This is a genomic window from Aquimarina megaterium XH134 (genome assembly GCF_000520975.1).
GTDB lineage: Bacteria > Bacteroidota > Bacteroidia > Flavobacteriales > Flavobacteriaceae > Aquimarina > Aquimarina megaterium.
In genome coordinates this window covers 162210-176077 of sequence record NZ_JACB01000015.1, presented here as the reverse complement: position 1 = coordinate 176077, position 13868 = coordinate 162210, and the positions used below count along the sequence as shown (strand labels likewise).

Annotated in this window: 11 protein-coding genes; 9 read left to right on the top strand and 2 right to left on the bottom strand. The window is 33.4% G+C overall.

The genetic code is table 11. The features are described 5' to 3' along the window. The first annotated feature begins 46 nt into the window (after positions 1 to 46). The 7 genes from rlmN to dnaG all read left to right on the top strand — a co-directional run bounded on the left by rlmN (position 47) and on the right by dnaG (position 10804). Complete coding sequence (gene rlmN / locus Z053_RS0111080; protein WP_025665080.1) at positions 47 to 1087, top strand: 23S rRNA (adenine(2503)-C(2))-methyltransferase RlmN; 1041 nt, start codon at positions 47 to 49, stop codon at positions 1085 to 1087. 125 nt (positions 1088 to 1212) lie between these two features. After that, positions 1213 to 2190 carry a polyprenyl synthetase family protein gene (locus Z053_RS0111075; protein WP_025665079.1) on the top strand — a complete coding sequence of 326 codons (978 nt, stop codon included), beginning with the start codon at positions 1213 to 1215 and terminating at the stop codon, positions 2188 to 2190. 184 nt (positions 2191 to 2374) lie between these two features. After that, a complete protein-coding gene (locus Z053_RS0111070) occupies positions 2375 to 2944 on the top strand; it encodes an RNA polymerase sigma factor (protein ID WP_025665078.1) in 570 nt (189 codons plus the stop codon). Next, positions 2934 to 3752, top strand: coding sequence for a hypothetical protein (locus Z053_RS0111065; protein WP_152538291.1), 819 nt, complete (start codon positions 2934 to 2936; stop codon positions 3750 to 3752). Before Z053_RS0111070 ends, Z053_RS0111065 begins: the two co-directional genes overlap by 11 nt. A 74-nt stretch (positions 3753 to 3826) precedes the next feature. Then, positions 3827 to 4870, top strand: a complete 1044-nt coding sequence (locus Z053_RS0111060) for a porin family protein (RefSeq protein ID WP_025665076.1) — start codon at positions 3827 to 3829, stop codon at positions 4868 to 4870. A 515-nt stretch (positions 4871 to 5385) separates the two neighbouring features. Then, on the top strand, positions 5386 to 8640 hold the full coding sequence (locus Z053_RS0111055; protein ID WP_025665075.1) for a fibronectin type III domain-containing protein: 3255 nt from the start codon (positions 5386 to 5388) through the stop codon (positions 8638 to 8640). Between the two features lie 202 nt (positions 8641 to 8842). Further along, positions 8843 to 10804: a DNA primase gene (gene dnaG, locus Z053_RS0111050; RefSeq protein ID WP_025665074.1), complete on the top strand. Its 1962-nt coding sequence runs from the start codon at positions 8843 to 8845 to the stop codon at positions 10802 to 10804. Here the strand turns inward: dnaG and Z053_RS0111045 are convergent. Beyond that, on the bottom strand, positions 10801 to 11433 hold the full coding sequence (locus Z053_RS0111045) for a response regulator (protein ID WP_024770694.1): 633 nt from the start codon (positions 11431 to 11433) through the stop codon (positions 10801 to 10803). The two genes, dnaG and Z053_RS0111045, sit on opposite strands and share 4 nt — an antisense overlap. 141 nt (positions 11434 to 11574) lie before the next feature. Further along, the gene (nadE, locus tag Z053_RS0111040; protein WP_025665073.1) at positions 11575 to 12363 is read right to left on the bottom strand and encodes an NAD(+) synthase; all 789 of its coding nucleotides are present in this window, start codon (positions 12361 to 12363) and stop codon (positions 11575 to 11577) included. A 181-nt stretch (positions 12364 to 12544) separates the two neighbouring features. Here nadE and gldB point away from each other — a divergent pair, with 181 nt between their 5' ends. Then, on the top strand, positions 12545 to 13513 hold the full coding sequence (gene gldB / locus Z053_RS0111035) for a gliding motility lipoprotein GldB (protein WP_035095897.1): 969 nt from the start codon (positions 12545 to 12547) through the stop codon (positions 13511 to 13513). Next, on the top strand, positions 13513 to 13851 hold the full coding sequence (gene gldC, locus Z053_RS0111030) for a gliding motility protein GldC (RefSeq protein ID WP_025665071.1): 339 nt from the start codon (positions 13513 to 13515) through the stop codon (positions 13849 to 13851). Before gldB ends, gldC begins: the two co-directional genes overlap by 1 nt. Positions 13852 to 13868: the final 17 nt, after the last annotated feature.

The window sequence follows — 13868 nt, the reverse complement described above, 5'->3', positions numbered from 1 at the left end:
AGATGTATGTTACAGTACCATTTATCTTTATACTTTTGCAGAAGTTATGAATGTGAAGAAAAAAGACATAAGAACCTTAACTAAAGATCAGTTACGGCTTTTCTTTGAAGAAAATGGAGATAAATCTTTTAGAGGAAATCAGGTTTATGAATGGCTATGGAGTAAAGGGGCTCATAGTTTTAATGACATGACCAATATTTCTAAAGCCACTCGAAAAATACTAGAGGAAAATTTTGTGATCAATCATATTCGGGTTGATCAGATGCAAAGAAGTACAGATGGCACGATTAAAAATGCAGTAAAGTTGCATGATGGATTAGTTGTAGAATCAGTACTAATTCCTACTCCAACCAGAACTACGGCATGTGTGTCATCTCAGGTAGGATGTAGCTTAGATTGTAAATTTTGTGCAACAGCTCGATTAAAAAGGATGAGAAATCTTAATCCCGATGAGATTTATGATCAAGTAATGGCTATTGATAAAGAAAGTCGACTATATCATAATCGTCCTTTATCAAATATTGTGTTTATGGGTATGGGAGAGCCTTTAATGAACTATAATAACGTATTGAAAGCTATTGATAAAATTACTTCTCCCGATGGGTTGGCAATGTCTCCAAAAAGAATCACATTATCTACTTCTGGTGTGCCCAAAATGATTAAAAAAATGGCAGATGATGAGGTGAAATTTAAATTAGCAGTCTCATTACATTCTGCAATAGATGAAATAAGAACATCAATAATGCCTTTTAATGAAACATTTCCGCTAGTAGACCTTAAAGAAGCATTAGAATATTGGTACCAAAAAACAAAAAGTAAGATCACTTATGAGTATGTGGTTTGGAAAGGGATAAATGATAGAAAGGAAGATATAGAAGCTTTGATAAGGTTCTGCTCTTACGTTCCATGTAAAGTAAATTTAATAGAATATAATCCAATAGATGATGGAGCATTTCAACAGGCATCAAACAAAGCAATAGAAAATTATATTCATGCACTAGAATCTCATGGTATTGTTATCAATGTTCGTCGTAGTCGTGGAAAAGATATAGACGCAGCTTGTGGCCAGCTAGCTAATAAATCCTAGAGGTATATCCTTATATTTATTAAATTAAAGGTAATATTCTTGATATATAACAATATCGGTTTCAAAGAAAAACTATTTTACGTTATCTTCGCGTTACTATAGAAAACAGAATCAAGTACAGCATATTGAAAGTTGTAGAACAAATAAAATTACCGATCATTGATGAAATGGAACTTTTTGAGCAAAAGTTTTCAGAATCAATGACCTCTAAGGTAGCCTTACTCAATAGAATTACACATTATATTGTAAATAGAAAAGGTAAGCAGATGCGACCTATGTTTGTTTTTCTGGTATCTAAAATGATATCCGGAGGAGAAGTAAACGAACGAACATATCGAGGAGCTTCTGTAATAGAATTGATTCATACAGCAACTTTGGTTCATGATGATGTCGTAGATGACTCTAATCAAAGGCGAGGCTTTTTTTCTATTAATGCCTTATGGAAAAACAAAATAGCAGTTTTGGTAGGAGATTATCTGTTGTCAAAAGGATTGTTACTCTCTATTGATTATGGGGATTTTGATCTTTTAAAGATTATTTCGGTAGCAGTTAGAGAAATGAGTGAAGGGGAGCTGCTGCAAATCGAAAAAGCTAGAAATCTTGATATCACAGAAGAGATATATTATGAAATCATCCGCCAGAAAACAGCGACATTAATAGCAGCATGTTGTAGCCTGGGAGCTTGTTCTGTAGCTCCGGATTCTGATGATGTTGAAAAAATGAGAAAATTTGGAGAACTTATCGGGATGGCTTTTCAGATTAAAGATGATTTATTTGATTATGGAGATACAGCTATAGGAAAACCCACCGGGATTGATATTAAAGAGCAAAAAATGACACTCCCTCTTATCTACACACTAAATCACTGTACTAAAGAAAAAAAGAAATGGCTTATTAACTCGGTAAAAAATCATAATAAAGATAAAAAGAGAGTTAAAGAAGTTATAGATTTTGTAAAAGTAAGTGGAGGATTAGAGTACGCTATTAAAATAATGCATCAATTTAAAAATGATGCACTTTCCATCTTATCAGAATATCCTGATTCAGATTACAAATCTTCTTTAGAGCTTATGGTTGATTATGTTATCGACCGAAAAAAATAATTAGAGGCTTTTTGATATTAAAAAAATGGTGCGCAATATGCGTATAATGAGTTTGTTAAGAACAAAAAACATCAAATTAACTCTAAATGTTTATAATACAACACTAATTATTTTAAATACGAGGCAACCTTTTTATTTTTATTCTCGTCTATGTAAATAGAAGATCTAATTAATTGATTTTATATTGAAAGTTATTCAATTTTATAAAAGCGAAACCCAACTCATTAAAAGGGCAGCAAAGCAATATCGCGATGCACAGCATCAGCTATACAATCAGTATGCCCCCAAAATGCTTAGTGTGTGCAGACGATATATTAAGGATATTCATTTTGCAGAAGAAGTAATGCTTGGCGGGTTTTTAAAAGTTTTTATGAATTTGAATAAGTTTAAGTTCGAAGGAAGTTTTGAAGGATGGATACGAAGAATTATGGTTAATGAATCGATCTCTTTTTTAAGAAAAAAAAAACAAGTTCTTTTTGCCGAAGAAATAACAAGCTATACCGAAGAATCCTGGAACAATATTAATACAGAATTAGAAATAGACCAGATTCAGGAATTAATAGATAGTTTACCAGAAGGATATAGAATGGTATTTGTACTATATGCTATAGAAGGATACAAGCATAGTGAGATAGCTAAAATGTTAGAGATTTCTGAAAGTACTTCAAAATCTCAACTATTTAAAGCTAGGAAAACGTTGCAACAAAAGTTAAACCAACAAAATAAGATAAGTAATGGCGCCATTGAAATTTGAAGAAAAGATGAAAGACAAGCTAGAACAGCGCGCTATACAGCCTTCTGGTGATTCTTGGGAGCGATTAACAGCGCAATTAGATAGCGCAAAAAAACAAAAAAAGGAAAATAAAAAAATCCAATGGTACGGTATTGCTGCCATCTTTGTTGGAGTCTTGATTCTGACTTCTATATTAATGAACCAAAATTCGGTTTCAGAACAAAATAATACCCAATTTGTCGATAATAGCGATGAGGTTATAAAAAATGAGAATACTGAGGTAGTTGAAAATAAGGATGCAGAACAAAAAGTTATAGAAAAAAATAATTCTAAAGCTTTTGAAGAAAGTTCAACTACCGATAGAATTGTAACGTCCTCTCCAGAGAAAGAAAATAAAAATCTCAAAAAGAAAAATATTCCTTCGGAAATTGCAACACCTAGGGATAAGGCTACAAAAAAAATGTTAGAAAATAGGGAATATGATACTGAGTTGGCAGAAAATGACAAAAATACCAATAGGATTAAAAATAAAGTTTTACCTGTAGATTCTTTGATTATTGAAGATAAGGTAGCAGGAGTAGTAGCACAAATTCAGGAGCTTCAAAAAAACAATGCTCAAGTCACCGATGATGAAATCAATGCATTATTACTTGAAGCTCAAAGAGAAATTTCAACAGCAAAAATATTAAAATCTAGTACAGTGAGTGCATCAAACCTTCTGCAAGATGTAGAAGCAGAGCTTGATGAAACTTTTAAACAACGTGTTTTTGAAGCGCTTAAAACAGGTTTCCAAAAAGTTAAGACAGCAGTAGTAGAAAGGGATAATTAAAATCATTCATCAATCAAATAATCAGCAATCTCTCTGGTGTATCCAGAGGGATTGCAAATAAAATTCAAAAAACAATGAAGACAATAGTTACAATAGCCACATTTGTGGCCATGACACTCTTTGCCCAATTGTCAAGTGCGCAGGAAGCAAGTGATAATAATGTAATAGAAAAATTGAAACAGCAGAAAGAACGTGTTATTAATGCTGAAAAAGAAGCATTAAAAAAGGAAGTGGAAGAAATTAATGAAAAACTGGTAAATGAAGAAATAACCAAAGAAGATGCGCAAAAACTTAAAGAAGAAGCTGCCAAGATACATGCTCTTAATATTGAAAATAGAATAGCTATTATAGAAAATAAAATAGCACTTTTGGAACGCAATGAGGGGGATGCTATTGAATTTTTAGAAAAAGATCTGGAATACAATCTTACTTTCCTAGGGTTTAATTTTGGATCTGATAATGACAGAGAAATACCATATGATAGACGTACAACATCAAATTTGGTAATTGCTTTTGGACTTAACAATGCAATTGTAGAAGGGCAATCATTAGACGATTCTGATTATAAAATTTCTGGAAGTAGGTTTTTCGAAATTGGTTGGGCCTGGAAAACAAGAGTATTTAAAAACACCAACTTTCTAAGAATTAAGTACGGGATTTCATATACTTCTAATGGTTTAAAGCCTACAGATAATAGATATTTTGTAGAAAATGGTAATCAGACCACATTAGAAGAATTTAGAGTAGAATTGGATAAATCCAAATTTAGAATGGATAACCTTGTGGTTCCGGTACATTTTGAATTTGGCCCGTCAAAAGTGACAGAAACAGAAAAAAGTATACGATATTCTATTGCAAATAGATTTAGAATTGGTCTGGGAGGATATGTCGGAGCAAATATAAGTACTCGTCAAAAATTAAAATATAAAGAAAATGGCGACCGTATTAAAGATAAGATTAAAAGAGATTATAATACCAGTGATCTGGTATATGGATTAAGTGGATATATTGGTTTTGGAGATATGTCTATATATGCCAAGTACGATTTGTCTCCAATTTTTAGAAATGCAGAGATTGAACAAAATAATGTGTCGTTAGGATTACGTTTTGACTTTTAATCGATAAATGAATTGATACAGTTACCCGTATATTTTATAAAATTAACGGACTATAATAGATAAAATAGTTTTTTGTTGATAAAGTAGGAGCAAATAATGATTATTTTAAAAGAGTGATATGACTATATCGCTCTTTTGTTTTTTTTACCTCATAAGTTGTTTGAGTTATGATTCTCAGACCTTTATTTAATGGCTATCCTATTAAATCGATATGCTAAACATTTATATTTTTTTGTTAAATAATTTACTAATAATGAATATTTGTTAAATATATAAATAAAAGTATTACCCTTAAATTAATTATGGTTTTAACGTAACTATTTGAATGTAAGTATTTTATGACAATTTATTTTTTTGTTTCTAGATGAAATATTCTATATTTATCCAAGTCATAGTTGAAATAATTCTTTCCAAAATTTTAATAACGATTCTACATTTTTTGCCTCAAAATGTTAGTCGTTACTACTTATGCTGAAATTGGTATAAAACCGAACAATTAACCAAATTTCACTCATATGAAAACTAAATTTTTTTATTTAACATTATTCATGTTCTGCAGCTTCGGGCTGCTAGCTCAAAAAGGAGCTGTCAAAGCAAGTTTAACAAGTCAGGCAGTTTACATGAAGGAAATTCCCGCACTCTCCAGTATGAAGAATATTATTTCTGCTAAAGGAATAATAAAGCATGGGAGAGAAAAACAACGGGGAAAAAACAATTACGTACCTGGTAAAGGGCTTCCAAAAGTTGGTGAGTCTGATCCTTTAATGAAGTATCAGCAAAAATCAATGAAAGCTGCTATTTCTACCGAAGTTGCGAATTTTGTTGCTCATCAAGGTAATAGTACGCCTACAGACCCAACTGGTGCAATTGGGCCTAATCACTATGTGTATGCTTTTAATTCAGGTTTTGGTATTAGAGATCGAAACGGGAGTGTATTATTAGCAGAGGCTTCTTTGGCTACGATATTCCCTGGAGAGGATTTAGGAGATCCGATCGTAGTTTATGACAATTATGCAGAACGCTTTATTATTATGCAATTTAGTAATTCTCCTAATGGTATTCTTATTGCGATAGGGAAAGGTCCAGATCCTGTTAATGATGGCTGGTATACGTATAGGTTCAACACGGGAGAGTTTCCTGATTATGAAAAATTATCGATTTGGAGCGATGGGTATTACATAACTTCTAATAAAGCTCCAAACGGAGCAATTGGAACTTTGGAGACTGTTTATGTTGCTGAAAGAGATAAAATGCTTGCAGGAGATGCTAGTGCAGGATTTGTAGGTTTTACACTTCCGGGAGCTATTTCAAGCGGTTTTTATAGTCCAGCAGGATTTAATGCTACTGGTCCTACATTGCCACCAGTTGGAACAGGAAATTCTTTTATTTATCTACAGGATGATTCCTGGTCTGGAGTATCATCAGATCATTTAAAAATTTGGACAACAGATGTTAACTGGTCTAACCCGTCTAGTTCAACCATTTCTCAACCAGTAGAGGTAACTACCTCACCATTTGATAGTGTATTTGATGGAGGATCATTTTCTAATTTACCTCAGCCTAGTGGAGGTGATATAGATGCATTACAGGCGACAATGATGTATATGACGAATTATAGACGTTTTGCAACTCATAATTCTGTTGTTTTAAATTTTGTGGTAGATTTAAATGGGAATGATGACTTAGCTGGTATTCGCTGGTACGAACTTAGACAGACAGGTGATGGTCAGCCTTGGACAATTCATCAGGAAGGTACATACACACAGCCTGATGGACATAGCGCATTTTGTGGTGCTATTGCGATGGACGGACAAGGTAATATAGGTCTTGGATATACTGTGGTTAGTAACTCAATCGTTCCTTCTATTAGATATACAGGAAGATTAGCAAGTGATCCTTCTGGAACAATGACGTTGACAGAACAGGTTGCTGTAAATGGAACTCAATCTAATCCTTCGACAAGATATGGAGATTATGCGCAAATGACTGTAGATCCATCTGATGATGCAACTTTCTGGCATATTGCAGAATATTTTGATGCAGGATTTAGGAAAAATCATGTAGTGGCTTATAAATTGCAGCCCGATACTCCGGATACAGAAGCTCCTACAGTTCCTGCAAATTTAACTGCATCTAATACTACTGATGTTTCTACTTCACTAAGCTGGGACGCATCTACTGATAATGTAGGGGTTACTGCATATGACGTATATCAAGATGGTACAGTAGTAGCAACTGTAGCTACAACTACGGCAGATATTACTGGATTAACAGCAAGTACATCTTATGATTTCTCTGTAAAAGCAAAAGATGCCGCAGGAAATGAATCTGCTGCAAGCGCAACACTTACCGTTACTACAGTTGCACCAGATACTCAGGCACCAACTGTTCCTGCAAATTTAACCGCATCTAACACTTCAGCAGGTCAGACGACCTTAAGTTGGGATGCATCTACCGATAATGTAGGTGTTGCAGGATATGATGTATTACAAGATGGAGCAGTAGTTGCTACTGTAACGACTACAACTACTGTAGTAGCAGGACTTTCTCCTGAAACTACATATGAGTTTAAGGTGTTAGCTAAAGATGCTGCAGGAAATGAATCAGCTACCAGTACGCCAATAAGTGTAACTACTCCAGCTGCAACAGGATGTTTAAATGGAGTTGCCGTTCCATATAGTGAAAGTTTTGAAAGTGATTTTGGAGGATGGACACAAGCATCAGGAGATGATCTGGACTGGACAAGAGATTCTGGTGGTACACCTTCTAATAATACAGGGCCTTCAAGCGCAGATGATGGATCAACGTATATCTATGTTGAAGCCTCTGGAAATGGTACAGGGTACCCAAATAAAAGAGCAATTCTTAATTCTCCATGTGTTGACCTTAGTGGTGCTACAGCAGCTGTGTTTTCATTTAGTTATCATATGTATGGTGGTACCGATTTTGGATCGCTAGACGTTGAAGCAAGTAATGATGATGGGGCTACCTGGACAAGTATTTGGAGCAAAAGCGGAAACCAGGGGAACTCATGGCAAACGGCTACAATAGATCTAGCAGCATATCTAGGGGTTGGACTACAGTTACGATTTAATCGTGTAACAGGGAATACCTGGCAAGCAGATGCAGCAATAGATAAAATATCACTTACTTCTGATACTACAGGAAATTGTGCTACTGGTGATTTAACTTTAAGCATAACTTTTGATAACTACCCAGAAGAAACTTCCTGGACATTAACCGATGCAGGAGGTACAACAGTGGCATCAAAAAGCTATTCTACAGCAAATCCAGATGGGTCTACGGTTACAGAAACTATTAATGCACTAGCTTCAGGAAGTTATACATTTACAATTTCTGATTCTTTTGGAGACGGAATTTGCTGTTCTTATGGTAATGGTTCTTATACACTATCAAGTAGTGCAGGTACAATTGCATCAGGAGGAGAGTTTACAAATTCTGATGCTACAGAATTCTGTGCTCAAGGATCAAGTGTAAGGTTAGATACTTATGAATTAACAGATTTCAACTCAAATGACAAGCGATTTATGTTGTATCCAAACCCAACTAAAGGTATTTTAAATATATCAGTTGGTAAGACACCAATCCAGAAACTAGAGATTTTCTCTATGTTTGGTCAAAAAGTTCGTAGCATTGATGACCAAGGAATTAAGCAAATCGATGTAAGTAACCTTACTGCAGGAACTTATTTTGCAAGAATTACTGCTAAAGAAACTATTGTTACAAGAAGTTTTATTGTAGCAAAATAATTTCTGAAGAAATAAAAAACTAATTATTAAGAGGCTGTCTTTTTTAGACAGCCTCTTTTTTTTATTAAATCAAGAAGAGGACAGTGTCTCAGGAATTATATTATTTTTGCGTTGAGCTTGTTTATGTAGATAAAAACAAACTTTTGAAGTAAGATAGCAATAGAATACTTACTACTCCATATTAATTATATAATACTAGATAATGATCCATAAGTCCACTATAGATGCTGTATTCGAAACTGCTCGGTTAGAAGAAGTAATAGGTGACTTTGTGCTATTAAAAAAGGCAGGGAGTAATTTTAAAGGATTAAGTCCTTTTAGTGATGAAAGAACACCTTCTTTTATGGTATCTCCTGTAAAGCAGATATGGAAAGATTTTTCTAGCGGAAAAGGAGGTAATGTAGTTGCTTTTTTGATGGAACATGAGCATTTTACATATCCTGAAGCCATAAAATATTTGGCTAAGAAATATAATATAGAATTTCAGGAAACCGAGCAAACAGATGAGCAAAAAGAACAAGCAAATGAAAGAGAGAGTATGTATTTGGTTAGCGAGTTTGCTAATACTTTTTTTCAGAATTCTTTACTTAAAACAGAACAGGGTAAAGCCATTGGGTTAACCTATTTTAAAGAACGTGGATTTACCGAAGAAACTATAAAAAAGTTTGGACTAGGATATTCTCCTGATGTTTGGGATGCATTTACTGCTGAGGCTATTAAAAAAGGATATCAATTAGACTATTTAGAGAAAACAGGTCTTACTATAGTAAAGGAAGAAAAACAATTTGACCGTTTCAAGGGTAGAGTAATGTTTCCTATTCAATCGATGTCTGGCCGTGTTTTGGGCTTTGGAGGGAGAATTTTAACCAATGAGAAAAAAGCAGCAAAATACCTTAACTCTCCAGAAAGTGATATCTACCATAAGAGTAAAGTGCTTTATGGTATTTATCATGCAAAACAAGCTATTGCCAAAGAAGATAACTGCTACCTTGTAGAAGGATACACAGATGTTATTCAATTTAATCAAACAGGAGTTACCAATGTAGTTTCTTCATCGGGTACAGCATTAACATCAGATCAAATTCGCTTAATTAGTAGACTAACTAAGAATATCACAGTATTGTTTGATAGTGATGCTGCCGGGATGCGAGCATCTTTAAGAGGGATTGATTTGATTCTTGAACAGGGAATGAATGTAAAAGTCTGTAGTTTTCCCGATGGAGAAGATCCAGATAGTTTTGCTAAACAAAATACGCTAGAAGAACTAAGCTCATATCTCGAAGAGAATGTTCAGGATTTTATTAGCTTTAAAGCATCACTATTGCAGCAAGAATCTAAGAATGATCCAATCAAAAGAGCAGAATTGGTTAGAGATATGGTAACTAGTATTTCTAAAATCCCAGATGTGATCAAACGAGAGATTTATGTAAAAGAATGCTCTCGAATAATGGACGTTTCTGAAGATGTATTGTTTGATACTTTAGCACAAATTCGTAATGTTGATGTAAAAGAAGATCGTAAACAGCAAAAACAGCATCAAAAATCACTAGAAGTTGTAAAAACTGAAGCTCATAAACAACCTAAAGTAAATAGACAATATGTATTAGAGCGCCATATAATAAAAGCTTTATTGATATATGGTGTTCAGGAAGAAGAGTTTGAAGATTTGATAATGAAAGAAAGTGAAGATGGAGAACTTATTTTAGAGCCAGAAATACATAAAATAAAAGTTTTTGAAAAAATATATTTGGATCTGCAAGATGATGAAATCGAATTTACAGATCAGGTTTTTAAAGATATATATACAATTTTGATTGAAGAGTTAAATCAGGTTGATGAGTTTAAAATAGATAGTTTTATAAATAAAATCCCACCAGAAATAGCTTCAGAGATTACAGAAATCATGATGAGAGAAGAACGTTATGAGCTTCACAGATGGGTAGATATGGAAATTCATGTAAAACAAAAAACAGACTCTGTAGCAGAATATGTGAATAATATTATTCTAAGTTTAAGAGGTTTTTTGATCGATCAAAAGATAAAAGAGCTTTCACAAGAAGTGAAAGCTCAGAATCTTGAAAGTAATATGAATATTCTAGAAGATATTCGAGATTACCAAACTCTCAAGAAATTATTGTATAGAAAACTAAATCGAGTGATTTAACTTATATGCAATAATCTTGATTGATGAATTAAATCTGCGAGATTATCCACTTTTAATTTTTTTAGCAGTCGCGTCTTATATGTGCTTACCGTTTTTTCATTAATAGATAATGTAGAAGCTATATCTTTATTGCGTTTTCCAGAAGATAACAGATTGAGTACTTCTATTTCTCTGGAGGATAGTTTTTTATATTTTACAACCATATTATTTTCATTAGCATTTCCGTTTGCTAATTGTTGTGTAAGGTTATCATTTAAATATATACCACCCCTTGCAACGCGTTCGATTGCTTTTTTAAGTGTTTTTGTTGGGACTGTTTTGGATAAGTATGCCGAAGCTCCTGCTTTAATAGCACTTAAAGCATACATTTCTTCGGGATGAGAACTAAAAATAATTACTTTGATTCTGGGAAATTCTTTTTTAATAGTTCTCAATGCCATAATTCCATTGATCTGAGGTAAATCTAACTCCATAATGAGTACATCTGGAGTATTAGCTTTCAAAACATCATACATCTCGTTTCCGTTACTTACTTTGCCAATGATCTCATAATCTTCTGAGTTGCGAAATAAGGAAACGATCCCCTTCCTTGTAATTGGATGATGATCTGCGATTAATACGGTTGTCATTCTTGTTTACGATTGTTAATGTTAGTTTAATTTTAAGAGTGTAACATCTTAGGCTAGGGGTAATTTTTAAATCTTTGTGCAAAATTACTAAGAACTAGTCCTCGTAAACTTTTTTTTATGTATTTATCGACAAAATGTTGATTATAATAGACTAACGGGTATTTTACACACCGGAATAGGGGTCATTTTGTGTTGGTTTACGGTATTTAGACGGATAAAAATTTTAAAAACCTCTTGTTCTCGTCCTTTAAAATCATCAATTTTTTTACCTTCATCTTTCATTTTCATAGCCCATTCTAATTCATCATAACTTGCACCAATTTGATCTTCGTCACTTCTACTATCTCCAAATAATCCATCAGTTGGAGGAGCAACTTGTATCGAATTTGGTACCTTTAAAGCTTCTCCTATAGCATATACTTCACTTTTTAGCAAATTTGCAATTGGGCTTAAATCTACGCCACCATCTCCATATTTGGTGTAAAAGCCAACTCCAAAATCTTCAACCTTATTACCTGTTCCCGCAACTAGATATTTATATAAACCAGCAAAATAATATAATGTAGACATTCTTAATCGAGCTCTGGTATTTGCTAATGACAGATCAAGTTGTGCACTTGGCGCTGTCTTCGGAACAACAGATTTAAATTCTTCAAAAACGGGAGTTAGATCAACTCTCATATCAGAAACATTAGGAAATCTCTCTTTTAATTGGGCAATATGCTCCTGGGCTCTTGTTACCTGACTCTGGGCTTGGTGAATAGGCATTTCTACACAAAGCGTTTTTAATCCTGTTTTTGCACATAAAGAAGAAGTAACAGCACTATCAATCCCCCCGCTTACACCAATAACAAAACCTTCTATGTTTGCATTAGTAGCGTATTCTTTTAACCAGTTTACGATATGATCAATTACTTTTTCTGTTTGCATTCTTCGTTATTTGTTAGTGTTAATTTAAATCCGAATACGATGAGTATTTCAATTTTATACTTCGTATTTCGATCTTTGTCTGTGGCAATTTGATATCTTACCTTTGCGAATATAAAATTAATAAAAAAAGATGGCGTTCTGGAATAGTAGAAATTATTTAGAGAGATATTATAATTTAGGAATGAATAGTATTAAGTATTTAAAATTAGCCATTGTTTTTTGCATATTATTTTCTTGCTCTAGCAAAAATAAAGTAGATAAAGAGATTGCTGAAATCCCTGTAGATATTAAAATTGAACGTTTTGATCGATTATTTGCAGAAATGACTCAGGAAAACTTACCCAATCTAAAAAAAGAATACCCTTTCTTATTTTCAGAAAAATATGCAGATAGTGTATGGATCAAAAGGTCTCGAGATACAATACAACTAGAAGTAAACAAAGAAGTAGAAAAAGCTTTTCCCGATTTTTCTTCTGAGGAAAATGAACTGCATTCACTTTTTCAGCATATTAAATATTATTTCCCAGAAATTAAAGAACCTAGAGTGGTTACAATTACTAATGATGTAGATTATCATAATAAAGTGGTGCTTTCAAAAGGGTTGCTTATTATTTCCTTGGATACATATTTAGGTAAGGACCATCATTTTTATGAAGGGATACAAAAATACTTAAGACAGCATTTTGACAGACAATATATAGTGCCAGAGGTAGCGTCTATGTATGCTAAAAACCAGATAGGGCCTATTAGAGATAGAACGTTTTTAGGTAATCTTGTTTCTTTTGGAAAAGAGCTATATCTTAAAAATTTACTCTTACCAGATTTTAGCGATGCCAGAAAAATAGGGTATACAGAGGAGCAGTATGCGTGGGCAAAAGCCAATGAAGAGGAAATATGGAGGTATTTCGTAGATCGCCAATTATTATACAGTACGGACAGCACTCTCATGCCTAGATTTTTGTATCCCGGACCTTTTTCAAAATTTTATTTAGAAGAAATTGATAAAGAAGCACCAGATAGAATAGGACAATTTATAGGATGGAGAATTGTAGCTTCGTATATGAAAAATAACAATGTATCTTTGCGGCAATTAATAGTGGCAGATGCCGAAACGATTTTTAACAGATCAAAATATAAACCCGAAAGATAATGGCAAATAATTATAAGTCAGAAATAAAAATAGATATAGAGCTAGATGAAAACAGGATTCCAGAAAAATTAAAATGGACGGCAAAAGATGGTGGAGTAGAGAACGAAGAAACCAAAGCAATGCTTCTGTCTGTATGGAATAGTAAAAATAAGGAAAGCCTTCGTATTGATTTATGGACCAAAGATATGCCTGTAGATGAAATGAAGATCTTTTTTCATCAAACATTAGTTGCTATGAGTGATACTTTTTATCGAGCTACACAAGATGAAAAAATGTCGGCAACCATGAAGGATTTTTGCGATTATTTTGCCGAAAAACTAGATCTTAAGCAAAAATAGTACTGTACTTTTTTGAA